This window comes from Paenibacillus sp. FSL R5-0766 (assembly GCF_037971845.1).
In the GTDB taxonomy this organism is placed as follows: Bacteria; Bacillota; Bacilli; order Paenibacillales; family Paenibacillaceae; genus Paenibacillus.
Genome location: NZ_CP150227.1, coordinates 3,847,552 through 3,869,136, shown reverse-complemented (window position 1 = coordinate 3,869,136; position 21,585 = coordinate 3,847,552). Strand labels below are relative to the sequence as shown.

Sequence of the window (21,585 nt, the reverse complement as noted above, 5' to 3'; positions counted from 1 at the left end):
CAAATATAGTTAGAGTAATTTCCTTCTTACAAGATATGTACTCGTTTAGTATATTTATTTATTTGCAAAATGCAAGTGTTTTTCTTCGGTGACTAGTTATCTCATCTAAAAACCTACCCTGTGAGTGTTCATGTAGGCTCATGCCCATTATTGCAAATGTTGTATACCTTTATATAGGCGGCTGCATAGGTTGTGAGTAGACATTTCACCAAAGAAGGAGAATGAGCATGTACCCTAAATTATCAAATCGAAATCAATGGCATAATCCAGTGCCTAACATCCGGAATAACAACGGACAGGGCCTCACCCCTCCGTATTGCCATGGAAATGTGAACCTTAGTCACCCTGGTGGAAATTTAGAAATAAAAGATTATGGACAACAACCACTTGTAATCAATATTGATCAAGCCACAAAGTATAATCAAAATTATCGTACGGCTCTATGGACAGGAAAGTATTTTCAAGTGACTCTGATGAGTATCCGTGTTGGCGAAGATATCGGTCTGGAAGTCCACCCGACAACCGATCAATTCATACGGATTGAAGAAGGTCAGGGACTTGTCCAAATGGGAGACGAGAAAGACAAATTGAATTTTCAAACGATGGCCTGTGAGGACTATGCCGTTATGGTGCCTGCTGGAAAATGGCACAATATCACCAACACAGGCAGTATACCACTTAAAGTGTACGTGATCTATGCGCCGCCTGAGCATTCTTATGGGACAGTGCATGAAACGAAAGCCATTGCCATGTCTTCTGAAAGTTAGTTGATCGTATTCTAATGCTAACCAATTTTAATACAAAAGCCTGATTTCTCTTCATTCGTCGTGGAGAAAATCAGGCTATTTCTTAATTTAATTACTTATCGAGATATCGGTACAACGTTGTTTTGCTAATACCTGTTTCTTCACGAATTTCAGCAAGACTGTACTCTTTACTTTCATACATTTGTATCGCCTTCATCACATTGCCATCTAATTTACGAGGACGACCTAACTTCATCCCCTTTTCCTTCGCTTCATCCATTCCTTTTTTCGTGCTTTCACTAGTTAAATCTCCTTGGAAATCAAGTAAAGCCTTCACATGCTCCAGAAAAATACGACCAGAACTGTCTTGGGTATTCAAATTTTCATTCAGAGAATACAGATGAGCCTCTCGCTTTTGAAATTCCTTCAGCAGATCGACAAGATGTTTTGTAGAGTCAGCTAAGGAGAACAATCGAGTAACAACGACGACATCTCCTGCTTCGAGCTGGTTCATCATGGCATTTAGCTGCGTTCTTTGCTTTGCAGATGAATGTTCTTCCTTCAATATTCGATCACAGGATTTCCGCTTTAAAATTTCGTGTTGATTTTGACAATTCGGGTCATCCTGTGAAGGTCTCATATAGCCAATAATCATGTTAAAACTCCTAACTGCAACTGACATTATAAAATTATAACACAAAATAAGAACCAAAATGGTTCCTTTTTGGAACTCCCTGTGATAAGATCAATATACTTCAACCGGATATGACTTTTAGTCGAGTAAGAGTCATAAAAAAAAGATAAGGAGTGGAAGTACACGTGATTGAACGGATTAAGACAGATTGGTTCTCTAATATTCGAGGGGACATATTAGCCGGGATAGTAGTGGCATTGGCACTCATCCCCGAAGCCATTGCATTTTCTATTATTGCTGGTGTAGATCCCATGGTGGGTCTGTATGCATCGTTTTGTATTGCTGTCATCATCTCATTTATTGGTGGCCGACCAGGGATGATTTCTGCTGCTACAGGTGCCATGGCCTTACTAATGGTTCCTTTGGTCAAGGAACATGGCGTTCAATATTTACTGGCTGCCACCATTCTTACTGGCGTTATCCAATTGCTTTTTGGTGTATTCAAAATCGGGAAACTTATGAAATTCATCCCGAGGGCTGTCATGATCGGCTTTGTGAATGCTCTCGCTATTCTGATATTCATGGCACAAGTTCCCCATTTTGTAGGCATATCCACGCTGACCTACATCTTCGTTGCAGTTACCTTACTTATTGTATATGTTTTGCCCCGATTCTTCAAAGCCATTCCAGCACCTCTTATTGCCATTGTGGTTTTAACCGCAACTGCCATTTGGGGTAACCTGGATTTGGGAACGGTTGGAGAGCTAGGTATTATCACACAATCTCTTCCCTCATTCTTTATTCCCGATATTCCTTTTAATATCGAAACATTACAAATTATATTCCCTTATTCTATTTCACTGGCTATTGTCGGATTGGTCGAATCTCTCTTGACCGCTTCCATCGTGGATGATATGACGGGAACGAACAGTAACAAAAACAAAGAAGCTCGCGGACAAGGAATTGCCAACGTCATTACCGGTTTCTTCGGCGGAATGGCAGGCTGCGCCATGATTGGACAGTCTGTGATCAACGTCAAGTCTGGCGGACGAGGAAGGTTATCTACGCTCGTAGCTGGCGTATTCCTCATGTTCCTTATCCTTGTACTTGGCGGTGTCGTTGTTCAGATCCCTATGCCTGTACTCGCCGGGATTATGATCATGGTAGCCGTCGGAACGTTTGACTGGTCTTCCTTCTCTTATCTCCGTAAAGCCCCAAAAAGTGATGCACTTGTTATGCTAGTCACCGTTATTGTCGTTGTAGCGACCGATAATCTTGCATTGGGTGTCATTGTCGGCGTCATTCTTAGTGCGATATTCTTCGCTTCCAAAATCTCAAAGGTTAAAGTGAGGCATCTCTCCACGGAGAAAAACGTAAGATTTGATGTGACGGGTCAATTATTCTTTGCATCAGTGGAAGGGTTTATCGAGGCTTTTGACTTCGAGATTGCGGATTCGGAAATTGTCATTGATTTCTCGAATGCACACATTTGGGATGATTCAGGTGTAGGCGCTGTCGATAAAGTGGTCATAAGATATCGGGAGAATCATAATCGTGTCACGATTAAAGGACTGAATACGTCAAGTGAAAAACTCGTAAATAAGTTAGCGGTTTATCAAGATCCAAATGCACAATTAAAATCACATTAAGGTAGGAGAGATGAACATGTATCAACATATTCTACTTGCTGCAGATGGTTCTAACAATGCCATTCGGGCAGCGAAAGAAGCCGCTTATATTGCGTCCTTAATCCCTGATGCTGAGGTCGAGATTCTATTTGTTGTAGACCTATCCAAGGTCAAAGATGAAGTGCTCCATTCTCAGAATCATGAGGAAATTGAACTGAAACGTAAACAGAAACTTATGCCTGTTCAGCAAGAACTTACAGAGAAACATGTGAACTATCGAGTTACCTTCGTAAATGGAGATCCTGGTCCTACGATTGTTGATTACGCGAATAAGAACAGCGTTGATCTGCTTATTATCGGAAGTCGGGGACTGAACTCCTTACAGGAATTCGTACTTGGAAGTGTGAGTCATAAAGTTGTTAAGAGGGCTCATTGTCCAGTTATGATTGTGAAATAGATGATGGATATGAAGCATGGGGCCTCTGCAATTGCAGAGGTCTCGCTTCTTTTTCTAAAAGGAAATAGATCATTTAAACGTTGACTGGAGGAGAGAATATCTTGGAACACTCCAAATTAAAGACTCAAAAACCACAAAAAACATCACGCTATCTTCCTCCTGCTGTACGTATTTTTGCGCTTGGAGGTCTCGGGGAAATTGGAAAGAACATGTATGGGATCGAATACAAAAATGAAATCATTTTGATTGACGCAGGTTTGAAATTCCCCGATGCCCATATGAATGGTGTAGATTACATTATTCCTGATATACGTTATTTGCTGGACAAGCCTCAACAGATCAAAGCTCTTTTCCTTACCCATGGACATGAAGATCATATTGGTGCTGTCCCCTACTTGCTCAAACATCTTTCCTTTCCAATCTATGGCGGTGCACTAACGATCGGCTTGGTCAAAGCCAAGTTGGAAGAGCACAAGTTAACGAATTCAGTGGATTTTCATATCATTCAGGATCACGAACGCGTGTCATTTCAGCATCTTTCTGTTCATTTTTTCCGAACAATACACAGCATACCCGATGCTTTTGGTATCGTTGTAGATACACCCTATGGTTCTATTGTGCACACAGGTGACTTCAAATTTGATATGACACCTGAAGGAAAGACAGCAGATCTTCATAAAATGATGCAGTTAGGTGAAAAAGGCGTGCTTGCTTTGCTGTCTGATAGTACCAACAGTGAACGTGAAGGTCAGTCCCTTTCAGAACATACAGTGGGTAAATCTGTTTTGGAATTAATCCAGCAATGTGAAGGCCGAGTTTTGTTTGCGACTTTTGCGTCCAATGTTCACAGGTTACAACAAGTTATTCATGCTGCTTCAGAGTGTAATCGGAGAATTTTAATACTGGGCCGCAGCATGGAAAAAATATTCTCCATTGGCCAAGAACTTGGACACCTTCATATACCTCAAGGTATGCTAATGGATATGAAGGAAATCCACACCACTCCACATCATCAAGTCATCATTTTATGCACGGGTAGTCAAGGAGAGCCTAATGCAGCATTAACCCGTATTGCATCCGGCTCCCACCGTCACGTTCAAATATTCCCAGGAGATACGATTGTCTTTTCATCTTCTCCGATTCCTGGTAACGTCATTCAAGTCAATCGAAGCATAGATATGCTGATGCGTTCTGGAGCCGCTGTCCTCTACGGAGCAGAGTATGACATTCATACTTCCGGGCATGGATCACGTGAGGATTTAAAACTGATGATACGGACCATGCGCCCGAAATATTTCATACCGATCCATGGAGAATATCGAATGCTGGTAAGCCATCAAAAACTAGCTGAGCAAGTTGGAATACCCTCCAACAGAATCTATGTATTGAATATTGGAGAGCCTCTCCTCATTACTAAATATCATGCTCGAAAAGGAAGAAATCTCCCTTCGGGATCGTCATTTGTGATACGTGGTAAAGTTGAAAATCATGAGCCTGAACTCATTGATGAACGCAATAGATTGGCTAAGGATGGTGTACTTATTGTCGCACTTGTCTTAAACAATGAGACATGCCAAATGATATCAGGGCCTGACCTCATTAGCCGAGGGTTTGTCTATGTACGAGATGCTAACAAACTGATGAAAACAGCAGAATCACAATTGAAATCCGCACTATATGGACTAGAGCAGAAAAAAGAAGCCAGCTGTGAGATCTGGGAACATAAAATCTCAGAAGTACTCCAGAACTTCTTTTACTCACAATTACAACGTACTCCTGTGATTTTCTCTTCCATTCATAGCGTTTCACATCCTACTCAAGTAAAGGACGACTAAACAATGAGAATGATTCAAAAGTTAATTCATCCCGATACACCCGCCCTAAATGGACGGATTTTTGAACGAAAAGCAGCACGTGGCATTATTATGCGTGGTTCTGAGATTCTTCTACTCTATACCCGTAGATATAACGACTACAGTTTTCCCGGAGGTGGTGTGGAAGCGGATGAGGACCTACTTCGTGGGCTAAGAAGAGAAATTGCTGAAGAAACCGGAGCTACCCAGGTGGAGGTGACAAGCGAGTTCGGCTACATTGAAGAGTATCGTCCCCATTACAAACCCGAATATGATCTGATCCATATGTTATCTTATTATTATGTTTGCAACATTCATGAACAGCTTGGAGAAGCCAAACTCGAAGATTATGAAATGAACAATGGGATGTCTGCCGTCTGGATCGACATTCATCAGGCCATTAAGCATAATCGGCAGGTAATATTGAATAAAGAGGCTTCCATGGGATTTTCCATTGAAAGAGAGACGATTGTGTTGGAGCTTATTGCGTCTGAATTAATCTTTTAGTTTAGAATATTAGATTCGCAATGTAATTTGTAATGGCCCCGTATTCATGTCCTCAACCAGGACAAGCACATGGGGCCATAAAATTAAACTAACCTGTCTATAACGAACTATCTAATGAAAGTCCGATAAAATTATTTAGAGTTGAAGCCATCTAGTTACATCTTCAGATATAAGACCATTCTGACGATGTGTGACAGGCATTTCACTAATTTGTAGCAAAAAATAACTATCGTGTGTACGTAGACACTCAAGAAGGTACTTATCTAACAAATCAATATCATCAGCTGTTTTAATTAAATACACTCTGTCATGAAGATGTTTGACCTCAAACAGATGTTCAAGATGAAAGTTAATACACTCCTCGGTCCATCCTTCATTTTTAGGCTTGTAAGAAAACAAGTAGAGTTTAGATATGATAATCAGCCCCCTTTTACTCTTATAGTCCGCCTTTCTTTTGAAGCAGTTTCCCTTACGTGGCTTAAATAACACCTTTAACATTGGTGGCGCTATTAAAGTTGTAAGTATGACCATTATAAAAACTGAAGTGAAGTATTCAGGTAAAAGAAGCCCTTCTTGTAAACCAGTTGAAGCAATACCGGCAGCAAATGAACCGACTATACCGGCCATCCCCATCAAATCCATAACGCGAGGAACTATAAACACCCCTGCAACAAATACGCCTATGAAAAATAGCACTTTCTTTCCTACTAGGAGTACTAAAGTTACATCCTGACCTGTACCCAAGAAACTCATCATAAATGCCAAAAGGATAACGACTAAAATTGATTAAAGCCAAATACCATTATAAATTCCATTCTATCTACTCCTCAACAACAACAGATCAAACAATGCGAACGCGTTCCCTAACATAATAATAGACCTAAAAACCTAGGTCAATATAGCTTTTAAACCGCCATAAACAGTCCTGTAAACCTTATAATAACCATCATTAATATGTATACGTACTTTTTATATAAACCTTGAAAATAAGCATCAGGGATGTATTTTTGGTATGTAAAAGTAAACATAATAAACGAGGAGAGGATCATATGTAATCAAACTCGTCCTCATGGTACAAATAGCTTCGCTGAAATCCGTCCTTTTGAATGGTGGGTAATCTGGCTATCTTGTTCTGTCTTTATTTGTTTCGATATTATCGATTGCGCTTTTCATCCTCTCCAAACCAATCCATCGTTCTCCCTCCCTTCGAGTTAAATACTATCGTAAATAAAAAAGACTTTCCGTGTATTTCCTGCACCAATCGGTAATCGGCTTAAGTTCTTGTCCATTCCGGGACAAGAACTTAAGCCGATAAAATAAAAAAGCCGCTAAATAGCGACTTCAATGGGACTATGTTTTTGTCCCTCGACAAAGAATGACACAAGAAAATATCAAAAAAACTAGAGTGATAGTGATTTTTGTAACTGTTTTATTGGTGTTTTAATATGCTCAAGCTAGCGCAGGCTTCCCTGGAATTTTTTTCTACTGGTCTCTCATAATAACCTTACTTCAATAGCGAGAACGATGCTCTACCAGAAGATACCACACATTCTTAGTCGGTACTGCTGATTAATATTTTAATCGACATGGTACCATGTTCTTAACCTTTCCAGCAAATACTAAGTTCTTGCGTTAGGTCCGAAAAACCGAAAAACCTATTCTTGATACAGAAAAATCGTTATTCAAGCGAAGTTTTATATTTATGTGGCTTTTATCTCGCCATGGAAGTTCCATCATGATGCTATTTAGATATCTACCTAATCCGAAATGACACAATGTTCAAGTCCTTTTCGGCAGAGGAACCAAGTTCTTGTCCCTCGACATTTGAAGTTAGACGCTGCCGCCGAGATAATTTTCTGAGAAGAGTTTAGTGTAATTCCATCTGTAATACTCTGCGCAATGTAAAATGCCGCCATCATCTCGAGGTCACGATGGAGCCCATGAAAAAAACAAACATTCTCCTATATGGTCTTGGTAAAACTGAGCGGGTGAAGGGAATTATGTCCGTCGCAACTTCAGTTGGCTTGCGCCGAAGACTCCAGCATCGAACGTGACGACTTCCATCTCCGGATCGCTTGTAAACTCCGGGTGGTGCAGCCCAAGCTTTAGAATCGGTTCAACTGCACTTTTCGCTCCAGCTTTAACGCTGGTACCTGGAAGCTTACGGCAGCTTTCAACTCGATAATCCCCGGCCATAGTCGATACACCGATCAATGCGATCATACTCATGTAACTCCCTTGTTTGTCCATATGATCCGGAATGAATGAGTCGGCAATGACGCAAAGAGCATGATTTTTTGTACCGCTATTGAACATCCAGTCTAATAATGTTAATGCATTATATAGAGAAAGGCTACCCGACTGCCCGACGGAAATGGGCATAACCTCATTTAGCCCTAATTCTTGTCTCAGTTTAGCACAGCCATTAACACCAGTTTCCAAGTCCGTCTGATGACAGTAACAGAGCAAGTCAATTCCTTCGGTCCAATTCCTATTCGTTTCAATTAGATCGGTTATCCGTCCCCATGGCATTTCAAATCTCAAAGCTGCCTCAGCATGATGAAATGTCAAATACATAGCTCGTTCACCTTCTTGGAATACCGATGAATCGCACAACCGTAATAGCCTCCGAAGCCAACGGAAATCGTCATATACAAGTCCCCTTCTTTCAAGAAACCTGAACAGATAGCGTGATCGATATTATTTAGGATATCGGTGTTATGAATGTGTCCGTCCTTGGAGAGGGTTAGATTGTAGAAGCGTTCCAGAGACACCCTCAGTACTTGAGCCAGCATACTCCATACGTGTAGCCCCAAATTGGTGCAAAAGATCACGGCGATCTGAGCAATGTGAATACCGGACTCGCTTAATGCTGCTTTTACTGCCTGTCTGACCCCTAAATAAAACGTTGAGTAATATAATTGAATACGATCTGGATCCAGATCGTATACGAGGCCGTCGACTCTCATAACCGAAGCAAGTGTCTGCTGTCCTTGACGCTGCCCCTTCATATATAAAGCAGCACTCGCGCCGTCACCGAACACCATGAACGGATCGCTCCGTTCATAAGAATTCATAGCTCTGTCGGCAGTGATGAACAAGATTCCTTTACCTTGCTGACACGGGGCCATGAAGTAGTTCGACGCCAGACTCAACGATAAGTGCATCGTGGAACAAGAATATTCCTCCAAAGGGATAAATGGGACTGTCTCAAGGGCGAATTCATCTGCTAGGCGATCAAAAAGATTCCGTTCACCGTTTTCATTATTCGTTACACTAGCAAACATGACTGCCGCGATCTGTACATTCATTTGCAGAGCCCGGTGCAAAATTGGCCTACACACGGTAGCAATCATCTGTTCCAATTCAAGTTCCTCTTCTATGGGCACCAGCTCAAAGCCTTTGTTCAAGTATTCGGAATCGCTCATTCGAAATTCAACGCCGTCAGCCTTCACCTGCTGAATCGCTTTCGTGACATGGATACGGGACTTCGGGAGATAGACGGAATAATCGACGATCGTCAAGTGGTTCTCATACATTGTGATGAGGCTGCTTTCGGAAATGCATGATCTTGTACTGGCGTTCCCCGCTCTTCATTTCATCGTACAAGGACGTACCTGGCACACCCATTGTTTTCCAAATCGCAGTATCCATCTGACCTTCAGATCCAAAAGCGGCTATGCGATTTTTTAGAACTTGATCACTTGAAAGCAAAACTTCCCCCGTGATATCACGTGATATAAGCAGCTCGAAGCCCAGTTCAAGCAAATACCGTTCACCATTGTCAAACTTCCAGGTTGGCAAATCGTCCGCATAAACAAAAGTCCCGCCCGGTTTCAGTACCCGGAAGACCTCGTCATAAAAAGACTTAATCGACGGATATAGATCAGACGCTTCCATGTTGAGGACAAAATCACAACATGACGAACCGATAGGAAGCCTCTCGGCGTCCCCAACACAAAAATAGGCATTTGGGAAACGGTTGGTCAATTGGCAAAATGCAATATTGGCTTCGGTCAGATCTAAGCCAACAACGCTTCTCACACCGTAACTTCGACAGAGCTCTCGCACGCCTCCCCCCCTGCCACAGGCTACCTCCAAAATGTTCTTATCCTCGAGATATAAACCATCCAAGCACTCCTGCAGAAGCCGGATGGAGTTTCGATTGACACTTGCTGGTGCCTGGTTGAACTCGGAGGCGAACCCCCAATTGATAAATGTCGAGAAGCGGGAAAAGCCACTCTCGTCCAAGGACCGATTATAGTTAGTGAACATCTTCATGATATCTTTTTTGAGGACTGCAGTTTCCCCGCTTTCCTGCCCTTGCAGATCAGCCAGCATAAACGGAACACCACCATCACCGAAGAGATAACTGACCGCGCACTCCCCGCACACCAACACTTGATCCGATGTGTTTAGCTTTGACTTGCAAAAAGGACATACTAAGGAAATGCCGGTTGCCGGCCAACGAAGCATATGCATGTCATTCCTCCCTCAATTAAGCTGTCAGCCTTTAGCCGCTTGCACTGTTATAATTACGTATTGCCCGATTCCAAACGAAGCGAACGATTACAAGGAGCACGATTGGTGCGATAGCGCCCCATACCGCCAAAGCAGGTGTCAGCTGATTCATCACCATCATAGGCCCAAAATTCGTAATGACGAGAAAAGGCAGCACATACACGCCGATTCGTTGGATGAAACGTGAATAGATCGGCATTGGCATATTGTTGGCGTCCCAAATAGAATAGAAAATTCCCGCCAGTCCTCCCGTATTAACAAGCCAGAAGGATAACAAAGCTGGGATGAACATCAGACAGTAAGTAATGATCAACGCTGTCCCCAAGTAAAACAAAAATGAGAATAAACTCCATGCCGTTACGGGAATATTTAATGCATTCCAACTGATCACAACCATCGTTCCACCCGCGATGAAATTCGGAATTGGCATCCCAAGATCGATGTATCGAAGCGAAACCAAAAACTGTAGTGAAATTGGCTTAACCATGAGTAGATCCAACGTCCCGCTGCGTATATACTCGGATACCCTCACGAAATTAGGGAAAAACAGCCCGGAATAGAGACCGGTCATAATCGTGTATGTGCCGACAAACATCAAGATACCATCAGGCGTGATCGATCCGATATGCAAGTCCGTCTCATAAACTACTACGACGTAAAGCAGCTTGGCAAACAAGTAAGCGATTTCCACAGCAATCCCGAGTATGAAGTTCGTCCTGTATTCCATTTGAGCAATAAAGCAGTTCTTAATGAACAAAAAGTAAATCATTAGGTAGTTGCGAAGCGTTACCAGCCATCCTCTCACCGGTCAGCCCCCCAATCCGAGATACTTCTTCATACCGGCGCGCCATACGATCCGTGAAAAGGCAAGCAGCGCGATCATCCAGAAGAACTGCATCCCGATTCCTTGTACTGCCTCGTCCATTGACAATCTGCCATTAATAACATTCGCTGGAAAATGGATCGTATACTTGAACGGCAAGTAGTCTAAAATCTTATTTATGGTCTTACCAAACACCTCAATCGGAAAAACACCACCACTTAAAATGATGACAAATAAGCCGGTCATTTCAAAAAAATAGGAGATTTCAGACAATATAAATGCAACAGCCGCGAGCGTATAAGAGATAAGAAAGTTTAACAACAAAGACAGGACCATTGACACCATAAAGAGTAGAATATGTGCCAAGGGAATCCGTATACCATAAGTTCCGGTCAAGTAAACGAGTGTAAACAGCAAGATACATAGCATGGCTGAAAAAAAGAAAATCTTTTGCCCCAGCATAGTAAATAGCTTTAGAGCGAAAAAACTGACCGGTTGAACCAAATATTTATTCAACCCACCATCCTTGATCTCGGTGGCCACGTTTTGACCTATATCCGTTGTCACAATTTTTGTCACGATGGCTGCCGTTATCGTGTATAAAATCATTTGGCCGTAGGTATATCCGAAAAATTCCGACGATTCTGATCTTCCATAGACCGCTGTCCAAATATAATATTGGATCAGAATCGGAAAGAATGCACTGATCAAGGAAAAGAGAAAGTCAAGTCGATATTCGAGTGAAGACTGAACGCCTAACTGGAACACGCGTCCGTATTTGGGAAAGGCATTCATCCGGATACCCGATCATCCCGCTGATACAAGGATACAACGACTTCCTCGATAGGAATATCTTCGATCGTAATATCTTCAATCGGGTAGTGTTCAAGCAAATCCCTGGAAGCCATGCTAATGCGCTCCTTACTTATCTCCAGCGTGGCATGAAATCCGTCCGATTGACGCACCTTCCCGTACAACTGCAGCTGTCCAGTCGCTACGTGTTGCTTAAATTTCAACTGTATGATTTTTGTGTCGTTCAAGACATCGTCGATTCGCTTCAGATCCCCGTCGAAGACGAGCCTGCCATCATTGATAATGATCGTCCGCTTGCACAGATCCTCGATGTCCTTCATGTAATGACTTGTCAAAATAATCGTTGTCCTATGCTGTTCGTTGTAATACTTCAAAAACTCCCGCACCTTTTTCTGTGTAACAATATCGAGTCCGATCGTCGGCTCATCCAGGAAAAGCAGTTTCGGTTTATGAATAAGCGCCGCAAGGAGCTCCATCTTCATACGCTCACCTAGCGATAAACGCCTTACCTGAACATTCATAATGTGCTTGACGTCCAACAGTTCGATGAGTTCGTTCAGTGTTTGTTTGTAATGCTGATCGTCAACCTGATAGATATATTTGTTTAGCAAAATGGATTCCGCCGCAGGCAAGTCAACCCATAGTTGACTCTTCTGCCCCATTACAATAGCGAACTGCTTCTTGAATTCCTTATTTCGCTCATAAGGCTTGAAGCCCAGTACAGTAAGTTCGCCGCTAGTTGGATGTAAGATGCCAGAGAGCATCTTTAGCGTCGTCGTTTTGCCTGCCCCATTAGGCCCAAGGAATGCAACCATTTCCCCCTCTTCGATCGAAAAGGAGATATTTTTCACCGCTTCCTTCGTCAAACTTTTCCGATAAAAGAGGTTTTTAATGGAATGAAGCATTCCGACCTCTTTGGTGTAATAGGTGAAGTTTTTAGCTAACTGCACCACTTGGATCGCTGTCAATTGCGCTCCTCCTTAACAATGAAAATCGAACTAGAAGGTGGACGATAACGTTTACCGGCCATAATGATAAAGTAACCCGCATCGGGAACAGACCGGCATCAGTCCGCAAGCTAATACCTCTCGGTGTTTGGCAAAATTTTCTCCCTTCCAAACCTCCTTCACATCCACATCACTAATGTTGCCGACCGCCATCTCAGGAAAGAACTTGCACGGAGTGACGTTTCCGCTCGGCAATACGTCCATTCGGGTGGAGATCGCCAAGCATTCCTTCCGCTTCATCCCGGTTCTCTGCACGCCAGTGACAAAATCCTCTATCTCGTCTTGCTCCAATGCGGGCATAAATCGAACCCGGCTTCCCCATGTTTGCTCGGAGATGCGGAGAACCTCCTCCTTGAGTGCCCCCACCTTCTCGCCGGAGATATGATAAGTGAATGAATTCCAACTGCAGCTACCCTGACGGATTGGATCCAGCCAATCAAACTCTTTGATGAAGAAATGGTCCATCTCCTGAGCAGACTCAGGTGCGATATACCACGGATATACAAAGTAGACCGAATCCACGCCCATCTCCTCGAAAAACTTCATAAAATCAAACATTTTGGGAATCATGAGATCATTCATCGTCAAGCTGACGGATACTCTGCCCTTGAAAATGCCCTGACGCTGCAACTCCAGCAGACGTTCTATGGCACTAACCACCTTTTTGTAGGTCCCTCTGCCCCTAATCGCGTCGTTCTCTGCCTCGAATCCCTCCAGACTGGCTAGTACGACAAGTCCCTCACCAATCTTAAGCAGTGAATCTAACTTTTCCTCCAGAAGAATCGCGTTAGTACAAATCGTCGTCGTACGCTGATCGCGTTCCAGCAGATTCGCAATCTGATCGAACTTGCTATGGTACAGCGGCTCTCCGCCCCAAAGATAAACTTTCGACTTCTTCTCATGGGTGAAGGCAAGGAGCTTATCGACCAACGCGACATCGATTTCTTTACCTTGCTCCTCCTTGGACATGTCCCAGTGAAAGCCGTCCGCGTTCCACTCGTAGCAATGCTTGCAACGCAAGTTGCACCCGTTGTTCAGCTTGATCCCGATATCTTCCGGGATCTCCATCGCATAGCGACTATCGGTCGCTCGAAGCCGACTGACCCGGGACATATTCATAATTGTACGCTTCAGATCGTTAAACACACGCTCATCAAACTTCCGACTCGTTTTGGGTTGCATAATGTACACCTCCATAAGTTTTGCAATGCTCGCGGGCTTGTAGTAGGTTACAATGAGCACGTTCCAATATCTCGATGTTGAATCCCTGCATCTTCCAATCCGTAAAGGACACGCCAAATCCTTGCTTAATCCAATAATCAGCATTGGCGGTTTCGTGTCTTCCAAAGGGTTCAAGAAAAACCATAGGCGTCGCAGCGGCGAACGATTCCATCAAGGAATAGCCACCCGGCTTACTGACAATGGCTGTGCAACGGCGAATTCGTTCAAATAGCAGGGGAACAGTTCCGCTGTCTAAGTAAATGGGAGTCTCTCCATGTTGGATCTGAGCAAATGGAGGAAAACCGAACTCCCCCCGTCTATTCCTCAGCCACGGACTCCACGAGGGGTCGTTCCGATAATAGCAAATGCGTGGATCAGGCTGGATATCCTCGTCAAAATAAGCCAGAACATCCAGCTCCATACCGCCTTCAAGCAGGTCTCTAACAGCCTGCGGGTAGGTCCCAATCCCCCAGCCGCCACCATGGACCACCAACCTCTCTTCTCGCTGGCGAAACGGGATCGGTGCTTCGTCCGTCATCGGAAGTTGTAATTCAAAACGCTTCTTGGTCGGTTCGTAAAACCAAATGTGGTTGTACCGCTCGCTTCGAGATCCATAGACCAAATAAGATGGCGAAAGCGCAGCATCGAGATGAAGCATGTCGACCTCGAGCCGAGTTCCAACAAAGCGTTCATATTGTTCCAAAATCGGGATCCAGAACCCAGTCAACGCAATGAACGACGTCCGGCGCTCACGGGACCAATCTTCCAGCAGCAGCTGTACCTTGGTGGGATCCAGGCAATCTGAAATATCGCGAGCCAACTCCACACTCTTCCGAGCGATAGCGAAATTATCATGAAAGGCTTTACGATAAGCCGGCACTTTGTTCTTTACGCCGTCGACATACACATTTTCGAGCACACAGACTTCGTTTGAAATGCCGGAACGCTCCAGGTAAATGCCTAGCTGTACGGCGGGCATGTACACACCTAGTGAGTTACCGGATCCAAGTATAGTGACACAAGGCTTCAAATGACTATCCATACCACTTGCCTCCCTGGACTTCAAAACGTTCCTTTAGCTTGTCGATTAAACTTTTCTGCTCCTGTACATCTCGCGCGATTACAAACAGATAAAGCCTACCCTTGATGAAACTGCCTTCGCTTAATGTCTGTGGGTAATCTGATTCCCCATAGCCAGCAAACATGCACGCCGGGGAAAGCGGGATGATGCCCCCACCGGTATGATTAGGGTATAAAACGCCGTCATCATCCAGCTGCCGCAGCCACTGCCCGTAATCAAACCGATGGCGACTGCCTACCGTTCGGAACGTAAATGTCCCGTGCTTCCCATTTTCCAGCCGTTCGCCCAGTCGATGACTGACCAGTCCCATCGATTGACGGGCATTGATTTCTACAATCGGCACGATTGTGCCGTCCTTTAGTATCATGGAGTCTACACAAACATGGCCGAAGTACCTGTCCTTGTATAGTGAGGAAGCAAGCTTCTCAATGACATCGAAATAACCGTTCCGTATTAGCGAATGACTGTTCTCCTCCTGCATCACTTGTGACCCCACATAAGCAAACTGTCGATTGATGATTTGCTGCAAGCCGATGATCTGGTACGACCCGCTCTCATCAATTGAAAATTGGCAGGAAAAATCATATTCCACGTCAAGGAACGGCTCGACAAGAAACGCCGTTGAGGAACCAGCTTGCTCTTGTTTGCGCAAATAGCTTACTACACGTTCCAAAGATGATAGGTTTTTAAACAACATATTGCCTTTTCCAGCTACGCCAAAGGGGTCTTTTAACAGGACCCCATTCGACAACCCCATAAGCTCTCGCCCTACTGCAGCCAATTCATCCGCGCTGAACACTGGCTGGCTATAGGAGCTGCCCAGAAGTCTCTTAGCAAGATCGGCAGAATACAACTTAGAATTTACTCGTTTAACATCTTGAAGGGTGGGCAGTTTGTTCGAATAGTTGTACCTGTCGAGAAGCTCGTGAGCGTAAGGTACGACTGAAAAGGGAGTCATTTCACTAAACTGCTTCAGCCTCTCGTCGGTCTCTGGAACTTCGTACAGAGCACGAAACAGATTTGGTTCATGGCTTGGGACATTCGCACTAAGCTGTTTAAAATGAAAGCCGATGTGCGCCAAATAATCCATGTGCGCCTCATCCATCTCAAAGCGGGTCAACAGTGTGTCCTCCGGGCCACATAAGGAAGCCAGCAATTCATCCATAGCCATTACGACCCGCGACCGTGAAGGATCAGGAATAAAAGGCAACCTGCTACTCCCTTCTTCACGCCAATAGGTTTCCGAATCAAAAGTGCTGGCAACCAACATACTACCCGACCTCTTGATTCATGCCTTTTAGGAATGCCATGAAGGCACCGATTGAGCGCAGACAAGCCAAGTCCAGGTCCTCGTAAACGATCTCCACCCCAAAAGCATCTTCAACGCCGAGAATAAACGTTATCATCTGTAGGGAATCTAACTCGACGTCGTTAATCAGGTCGCTCTCCATTGTGAGAGTTTCACGAAGCGAGTCATCCTCGAGCACAGTTGCAATGATATTTTTTAATGTTTCAAACATAAACGTCATCCTTTCAATTTGCAGTCTCGATTTTTATTTAATCCCAAATAGTTAAATAAAAGGTATAATAGTAATATATTTCTTATTGCTGTTAAAGGGAGGTCTTGAAGCCTTGAATCACCACTGTCTGTTTGTCTCCGCCCATCTGGACGATGCTATTATTTCTTGCGGCGATTATATCGATTCGCTTGTTCGTGCTGGCTATCATGTGACCATAGCAACTGTTTTCACTGGTACTGGCACAGATCTATCCTTACTTGCTCGCATCCTGCACAAAAAGTTCGGACTAAGCTCCGACGTGATGAAGGTACGGCGAGAAGAGGACATTAGTGCATGTGATCTTCTCGATGTGGACACGATTCATCTGGACATGCAGGAATGTATCTATCGTAAAGATCGCAGCGGTGCCCCCTCATATGAAAAGCTGGACGATCTGTTCCGTAGTGACTACGAGACCGAGCTGGACGTGATTTCTGAGGCAACAGAAGTACTTTTGACACGACTCTGTCTTACGGACTACGATCATATTTATATTCCGCTTGCAATCGGCAGACATGTGGATCACGGTATCGTGCGGGTTGCGGCCGAACAAGCTGTACGAAGTATTAGTAATCTGGAAGTCTCTGCCCGTTTGATTTACTACGAAGATCTACCGTATCTAAACTATGGTCAAGATATAAAATGGGAAATTGACCTAGCCCGGAATCTACATCCAGTCTACATTTCGCTTCCCAAGTGCAGTTTGAAACAGAAGACTGCGGCCATCCTGGAATACCGCTCCCAGATCCGTCTATTATGGCACTCCCGATGGGAGATGCTTAGACAAGTGATTCAACATTCGCATTCGTCCCGTCCGCCAGAGCATCAGCCTGATCCAAACTCATATTGCTTCAGACTGCATGTTGTGAGTGTGCATGATCAAGTACCGCTTGCTATAAGCATTCCTGGTGACTTTTAATAAGATCAGCCAAGTCGCTAAGGGTTAGATGACTGCCTGTCATATTACCTACCAGTTCGTCCGGGAGCTCTAGACCGAATTCGGCTTCGAGCTCCACGACGAATGTAATCATCTGCATAGAACTCATTTGGATCCATATCTCTTTAAGTAACGAATTAGCGTTTATGCGTTGTTTGTCGTAGTCTGGAATCTTTTGATGAATAAGGTTTTGGATGCGTTCCAAACAGGGTTGTTTTCTCAACATTAGACCTCCTCCTCTACGCCCATTGGAGTTATGTTGGACACAAGGCTCAAGTTGTAGATCATAAGTTCAATAGCCTCGCGCTCACAGGCTTGAATACGCCTAATTAACACTTCCACTGTTTTGAGGTTATCTTCGTTTTTCGTCAGTGAATATTTGATAATCAAATTTCGCGCTAATAGGGCATCGTCGGCAATCGTCTGATAGCGAACCCTGAGCTGATTACTTCCCCTTAGAACACCAGTTTGATTCATGAAGTCAATTCGTTCCAACATCAAGATCTTGTGATCATAGATCACTTGAAACGGGCGATTATCTTCCTCAATTTGTCCACTGCGTATGCGGGTTATATCCAAAATCAGCTCGTCATACACACGAATTCCACATACACATGGATTTGTTATATAACCCAACTCTCTGTATTTGTCGGCGGGATTTTCTCCATTTAAATAGTCCTTAAGGTGCTCAATAACATAGTTTAGATTAAAGTCATAAGCTGCTCGCTCGTTGAACTGTAACAGAGAGAGACCACCCTTCCACGCATACAACCAATCTCCATCGTCATCGATTCCCTCGTAGGCACGTCTCATTTGCTCAAATGTGATTTCGTTAAATGAGTATTTACCCCCCTCGAATGTAAAATCGGCGATATGAAATATGTCCTTCTCCTCGTCATAACCAAAAATAAATGAGTCATGTGAGAAGAAAGTTTCAATATCCAAAAACTGCGCGTGATCAAGAAGCAAATAAATATAATTATTCATGTCTATACAATCCATCAGAAAAGTACATATATCCTTGTTGAAATTTCGGACCAACTGACGACTTAAATGTTGGCGAAGCAGCCAAGGACAAAATTCAAAGGTAGGAGTACGGTAGAAGTCCACGTAGGAACTTCCCTCATTTAAATTTAAGGTGAGCTGGAGCGGAATGAAATGTGTCATAATCCACGGCTTTGCTTGCGGGTAATTGGCTAGGACGGCAAACGTATTTGCCTGCCACTGCCACGAGGTGACGGCCGGATACTGCATCGGTAATATCTTGGATCGCAATTAGGCACCCCCTTGGTAGATTTAATTAGTTTTGGACACCAAGTTCAGATCCAGGTGCCCAAAATCGGGAAGTAACCATTCGTCGATTCAATAAAATCTAAACAGTTCTATTTTCCCAAATGCTTACCAGATCATTGATTTGAAGCGACACGACCTTTAGTTCTCCGCCAAGGGAATAGAGTTCTAACCCTCTACTTTCCAAGTCAGGGAAAATCATGTCTGAAATAATTGTTTCTCCTTTATTTCCGAAGACCTCCACACTAGACCAATCAACGTAAATGCTCAACTGTATCCGATCATGCTCTGGCTTCATAGGAGCCTTATGTTTTGCAGCAAAATCGGGATGAAAATCAGTGGCATTGGACTTCGTCCGATCGACAAACAACTCCTCATTCAAGACATCATATCCGATGATTGTCTCCTGAGTGGAAGAGGAAGACTTTCGCACCTTGAACCCAAATTCCACGGCAGTACCGATTTCAAATTCCGCAATAATTTCCACCTTTGCAGCAGAGATAGCAGACAAAACGTTCATATCTGGTTTAATCGTCAAGTCTTGAAGAGACAACAAAGTTGTTTTTCTTAGCTGACTTAATTCACTTATGGGTGTTTGAATTAAGCGAATTCCCTCCGAAAACTTCCTAAGCTTTATCTCTCGGGGGATTGACATGTGTCCACGCCATTCCTTTGAAGGAAGAGCTGAAGCATAACGCCAGTTGTTCATCCAACCGACCCAAATCTTTCGTCCATCTTCTTTCGGAATACCATCCCAGGTCACGGCCGCGTAAAAGTCAGATCCGTAATCTACCCATCTGATAGCCTCTAAAGATTCCAACGTATCATCTGGTGTGAATGAACTACCATCAAAGTTCCCTATGAAATACATCATGCCAGAACCGCCTGCCGGTGGTTCTGAATCGTTTGGATTCACACCATTTCTATCCCCGACACTTAGCATCAGAACCCACTTAGTGATATTGGGATCCTCATCCACTTGGATTTTAAATACCTCAGGACATTCAAATATCCCTCGATGGATACCCGGAATATCGGAACCGAAATCGCTTGCAAAAGACCATTCCTTCAGATTCGAAGACGTGTAAAATTCGACGCGGTCTCTTACGGCAAGAACCATAACCCACATTGACGATTCTTCATGCCAAAACACCTTCGGATCACGAAAGTCTAGCGTTTTCGTTGGGAACAAAACAGGGTTACCTTCATATTTTATCCAAGTTCGACCTTTATCCCTGCTGTAAGCGATGCTCTGCACCTGTGGTTTGCCGGGCTGAGCCACGTTGCCCTCATTCGTATAAATTGCAACTAATCCTGATCCTTCTTCGCTGAAAAAACCGCTTGTGTTGTTCTTATCAACCACTGCACTTCCCGAAAAGATTGCTCCGTCTTCCCCCGGCGGGATAGCTGGTGGGAGTTCCTCCCAGTGTACCAAATCCTCACTTACCGCATGCCCCCAATGCATATTGCCGAAGTCAGGCTGCGTATCATGTGGGGTATGTTGGTAGAACAGATGGTACTCACCTTCATAGTAAACCATGCCGTTAGGATCATTCATCCAATTCTCCCCAGGTGAATAATGAAATTGGGGCCTATATGTCTCCCTGTAATACAGATTTCCTGATCCTTTTCTGCTGCTAATATCATCTGATAAGTGCATTTCGTTAATGTTGCTCACGCTCCTTTGGGTTTAAATAAGATCCATATTAGACTTGATTCAACTCGTTCGGGACAGATTAAGTCCACCTTTCTAAAGAAGCAACCAAGAAAAACTACAAGAGCACCAAAAACAACATGCCCATATTTAACAAAATAATCCACGTGTGTACAAATGTCAAACTATTTTTTTACATTAACATTATTTTTTAAATAAAAATAAACTTTTTAGTTTACATATGCACAATTTTATAGTGTTTCATCTGAAAAAATCCATTTTTATTTGAGTTGTCCTTTCGCATTTAATTATTCAGTAAATAAAATGTAAACTATTGAATACCCAAATGTACCACCACGTGCGAGGTCTACTAAACAATATGATCCATCATGGTGGACACTTCGCTGATTTTGGAGTTCATCGCGTCTAGGGTAAGGTGATATCGTTGACGAGGTGGCTCACTACAGTCTTAATACAAAAGACACCAAAAACCAAATTACGGTTTCAGGTGCCTTTTGGCTTTATGCGTTTGTGCTTTGTAATGCTTTTATAGCCAGTCCCAACCCTCCGCAATGATTTAGAGGTCATTTTTTTCATTGTTAAAACTCATTATATTTTTATCTATCAAATCCTATCCAATAGTAACTTTAAATGGTGCAATGTTCTTGTCCCTCGACACGTTGGCAGAGATTATTCATCACTATTCTAAATTATAACTGGAAACATATGTATGAAAGTTGTATATTAAATCCATATTCTTGAAATTAAAATGGGGAGTAAAGATTATGCTTCTTCTGGTAAGTGTCCGTTTGATATGGAGTAAGACGATAAATAATTATAGCAGCGATAGCGGC

General features: G+C 43.5%; 20 protein-coding genes and 1 pseudogene. 6 read left to right on the top strand and 15 right to left on the bottom strand.

Annotated features, from left to right (window positions below):
• The first annotated feature begins 227 nt into the window (after positions 1-227).
• Positions 228-767, top strand: a complete 540-nt coding sequence (locus MKY66_RS16525) for a cupin domain-containing protein (protein WP_076215251.1) — start codon at positions 228-230, stop codon at positions 765-767.
• Between the two features lie 91 nt (positions 768-858).
• Here the strand turns inward: MKY66_RS16525 and MKY66_RS16520 are convergent, their stop codons facing one another.
• Positions 859-1,401: a recombinase family protein gene (locus tag MKY66_RS16520; RefSeq protein WP_076215248.1), complete on the bottom strand. Its 543-nt coding sequence runs from the start codon at positions 1,399-1,401 to the stop codon at positions 859-861.
• Positions 1,402-1,565: 164 nt separating this feature from the next.
• On the opposite strand from MKY66_RS16520, the gene MKY66_RS16515 reads away from it, so the two are divergent.
• The 4 genes from MKY66_RS16515 to MKY66_RS16500 all read left to right on the top strand — a co-directional run bounded on the left by MKY66_RS16515 (position 1,566) and on the right by MKY66_RS16500 (position 5,825).
• A complete protein-coding gene (locus tag MKY66_RS16515) occupies positions 1,566-3,029 on the top strand; it encodes a SulP family inorganic anion transporter (protein WP_076215245.1) in 1,464 nt (487 codons plus the stop codon).
• Positions 3,030-3,045: 16 nt separating this feature from the next.
• Entirely contained in the window at positions 3,046-3,465 is a 420-nt protein-coding gene (locus tag MKY66_RS16510; RefSeq protein WP_024634059.1) for a universal stress protein, read from the top strand.
• A 170-nt stretch (positions 3,466-3,635) separates the two neighbouring features.
• On the top strand, positions 3,636-5,300 hold the full coding sequence (locus MKY66_RS16505; protein ID WP_256704322.1) for a ribonuclease J: 1,665 nt from the start codon (positions 3,636-3,638) through the stop codon (positions 5,298-5,300).
• Positions 5,301-5,303: 3 nt separating this feature from the next.
• Positions 5,304-5,825, top strand: a complete 522-nt coding sequence (locus MKY66_RS16500) for an NUDIX hydrolase (protein WP_076215242.1) — start codon at positions 5,304-5,306, stop codon at positions 5,823-5,825.
• A gap of 135 nt (positions 5,826-5,960) precedes the next feature.
• Here the strand turns inward: MKY66_RS16500 and MKY66_RS16495 are convergent.
• From MKY66_RS16495 to MKY66_RS16445, 11 genes and pseudogenes are all read right to left on the bottom strand, one after another.
• Positions 5,961-6,608, bottom strand: a pseudogene (locus tag MKY66_RS16495) (hypothetical protein); the annotation flags it as partial.
• A gap of 1,215 nt (positions 6,609-7,823) precedes the next feature.
• Complete coding sequence (locus MKY66_RS16490) at positions 7,824-8,402, bottom strand: hypothetical protein (protein ID WP_076215239.1); 579 nt, start codon at positions 8,400-8,402, stop codon at positions 7,824-7,826.
• Positions 8,393-9,364, bottom strand: coding sequence for a 3-oxoacyl-[acyl-carrier-protein] synthase III C-terminal domain-containing protein (locus tag MKY66_RS16485; RefSeq protein ID WP_076215236.1), 972 nt, complete (start codon positions 9,362-9,364; stop codon positions 8,393-8,395). Before MKY66_RS16485 ends, MKY66_RS16490 begins: the two co-directional genes overlap by 10 nt.
• Complete coding sequence (locus MKY66_RS16480) at positions 9,357-10,307, bottom strand: methyltransferase domain-containing protein (RefSeq protein ID WP_076215233.1); 951 nt, start codon at positions 10,305-10,307, stop codon at positions 9,357-9,359. Before MKY66_RS16480 ends, MKY66_RS16485 begins: the two co-directional genes overlap by 8 nt.
• A 31-nt stretch (positions 10,308-10,338) precedes the next feature.
• Positions 10,339-11,151 carry an ABC-2 family transporter protein gene (locus tag MKY66_RS16475; protein ID WP_256704316.1) on the bottom strand — a complete coding sequence of 271 codons (813 nt, stop codon included), beginning with the start codon at positions 11,149-11,151 and terminating at the stop codon, positions 10,339-10,341.
• A 3-nt stretch (positions 11,152-11,154) separates the two neighbouring features.
• The gene (locus tag MKY66_RS16470; RefSeq protein ID WP_076215230.1) at positions 11,155-11,964 is read right to left on the bottom strand and encodes an ABC-2 family transporter protein; all 810 of its coding nucleotides are present in this window, start codon (positions 11,962-11,964) and stop codon (positions 11,155-11,157) included.
• A complete protein-coding gene (locus tag MKY66_RS16465; protein WP_076215227.1) occupies positions 11,961-12,950 on the bottom strand; it encodes an ATP-binding cassette domain-containing protein in 990 nt (329 codons plus the stop codon). Before MKY66_RS16465 ends, MKY66_RS16470 begins: the two co-directional genes overlap by 4 nt.
• 51 nt (positions 12,951-13,001) lie before the next feature.
• Positions 13,002-14,171 carry a radical SAM protein gene (locus tag MKY66_RS16460; RefSeq protein WP_076215224.1) on the bottom strand — a complete coding sequence of 390 codons (1,170 nt, stop codon included), beginning with the start codon at positions 14,169-14,171 and terminating at the stop codon, positions 13,002-13,004.
• Positions 14,143-15,252: a hypothetical protein gene (locus tag MKY66_RS16455; protein ID WP_076215221.1), complete on the bottom strand. Its 1,110-nt coding sequence runs from the start codon at positions 15,250-15,252 to the stop codon at positions 14,143-14,145. Before MKY66_RS16455 ends, MKY66_RS16460 begins: the two co-directional genes overlap by 29 nt.
• Positions 15,245-16,561 carry a hypothetical protein gene (locus MKY66_RS16450; RefSeq protein ID WP_076215218.1) on the bottom strand — a complete coding sequence of 439 codons (1,317 nt, stop codon included), beginning with the start codon at positions 16,559-16,561 and terminating at the stop codon, positions 15,245-15,247. Before MKY66_RS16450 ends, MKY66_RS16455 begins: the two co-directional genes overlap by 8 nt.
• Before the next feature lies 1 nt (position 16,562).
• On the bottom strand, positions 16,563-16,811 hold the full coding sequence (locus MKY66_RS16445) for a phosphopantetheine-binding protein (RefSeq protein WP_061828348.1): 249 nt from the start codon (positions 16,809-16,811) through the stop codon (positions 16,563-16,565).
• A gap of 112 nt (positions 16,812-16,923) precedes the next feature.
• Here MKY66_RS16445 and MKY66_RS16440 point away from each other — a divergent pair, with 112 nt between their 5' ends.
• Complete coding sequence (locus tag MKY66_RS16440) at positions 16,924-17,769, top strand: PIG-L family deacetylase (protein WP_076215215.1); 846 nt, start codon at positions 16,924-16,926, stop codon at positions 17,767-17,769.
• Here the strand turns inward: MKY66_RS16440 and MKY66_RS16435 are convergent.
• From MKY66_RS16435 to MKY66_RS16425, 3 genes are all read right to left on the bottom strand, one after another.
• On the bottom strand, positions 17,744-17,881 hold the full coding sequence (locus MKY66_RS16435) for a hypothetical protein (RefSeq protein ID WP_339805273.1): 138 nt from the start codon (positions 17,879-17,881) through the stop codon (positions 17,744-17,746). The genes MKY66_RS16440 and MKY66_RS16435 overlap by 26 nt on opposite strands.
• 131 nt (positions 17,882-18,012) lie before the next feature.
• On the bottom strand, positions 18,013-19,041 hold the full coding sequence (locus MKY66_RS16430; protein ID WP_339805270.1) for a hypothetical protein: 1,029 nt from the start codon (positions 19,039-19,041) through the stop codon (positions 18,013-18,015).
• Between the two features lie 118 nt (positions 19,042-19,159).
• Positions 19,160-20,737 carry a glycoside hydrolase family 32 protein gene (locus tag MKY66_RS16425; RefSeq protein WP_076215206.1) on the bottom strand — a complete coding sequence of 526 codons (1,578 nt, stop codon included), beginning with the start codon at positions 20,735-20,737 and terminating at the stop codon, positions 19,160-19,162.
• Positions 20,738-21,585: the final 848 nt, after the last annotated feature.

What these genes read in the sequence shown, in the direction of transcription:
- MKY66_RS16460 (WP_076215224.1), bottom strand. Translation starts at nt 14,171, where the DNA reads ATGCAACCCAAAACGAGTCGGAAGTTTGATGAGCGTGTGTTTAACGAT.
- MKY66_RS16455 (WP_076215221.1), bottom strand. Translation starts at nt 15,252, where the DNA reads ATGGATAGTCATTTGAAGCCTTGTGTCACTATACTTGGATCCGGTAAC.
- MKY66_RS16510 (WP_024634059.1), top strand. Translation starts at nt 3,046, where the DNA reads ATGTATCAACATATTCTACTTGCTGCAGATGGTTCTAACAATGCCATT.
- MKY66_RS16520 (WP_076215248.1), bottom strand. Translation starts at nt 1,401, where the DNA reads ATGATTATTGGCTATATGAGACCTTCACAGGATGACCCGAATTGTCAA.
- MKY66_RS16485 (WP_076215236.1), bottom strand. Translation starts at nt 9,364, where the DNA reads ATGTATGAGAACCACTTGACGATCGTCGATTATTCCGTCTATCTCCCG.
- MKY66_RS16490 (WP_076215239.1), bottom strand. Translation starts at nt 8,402, where the DNA reads ATGTATTTGACATTTCATCATGCTGAGGCAGCTTTGAGATTTGAAATG.
- MKY66_RS16435 (WP_339805273.1), bottom strand. Translation starts at nt 17,881, where the DNA reads ATGATTACATTCGTCGTGGAGCTCGAAGCCGAATTCGGTCTAGAGCTC.
- MKY66_RS16450 (WP_076215218.1), bottom strand. Translation starts at nt 16,561, where the DNA reads ATGTTGGTTGCCAGCACTTTTGATTCGGAAACCTATTGGCGTGAAGAA.
- MKY66_RS16525 (WP_076215251.1), top strand. Translation starts at nt 228, where the DNA reads ATGTACCCTAAATTATCAAATCGAAATCAATGGCATAATCCAGTGCCT.
- MKY66_RS16445 (WP_061828348.1), bottom strand. Translation starts at nt 16,811, where the DNA reads ATGTTTGAAACATTAAAAAATATCATTGCAACTGTGCTCGAGGATGAC.
- MKY66_RS16500 (WP_076215242.1), top strand. Translation starts at nt 5,304, where the DNA reads ATGAGAATGATTCAAAAGTTAATTCATCCCGATACACCCGCCCTAAAT.
- MKY66_RS16470 (WP_076215230.1), bottom strand. Translation starts at nt 11,964, where the DNA reads ATGAATGCCTTTCCCAAATACGGACGCGTGTTCCAGTTAGGCGTTCAG.
- MKY66_RS16430 (WP_339805270.1), bottom strand. Translation starts at nt 19,041, where the DNA reads ATGCAGTATCCGGCCGTCACCTCGTGGCAGTGGCAGGCAAATACGTTT.
- MKY66_RS16480 (WP_076215233.1), bottom strand. Translation starts at nt 10,307, where the DNA reads ATGCATATGCTTCGTTGGCCGGCAACCGGCATTTCCTTAGTATGTCCT.
- MKY66_RS16425 (WP_076215206.1), bottom strand. Translation starts at nt 20,737, where the DNA reads ATGCACTTATCAGATGATATTAGCAGCAGAAAAGGATCAGGAAATCTG.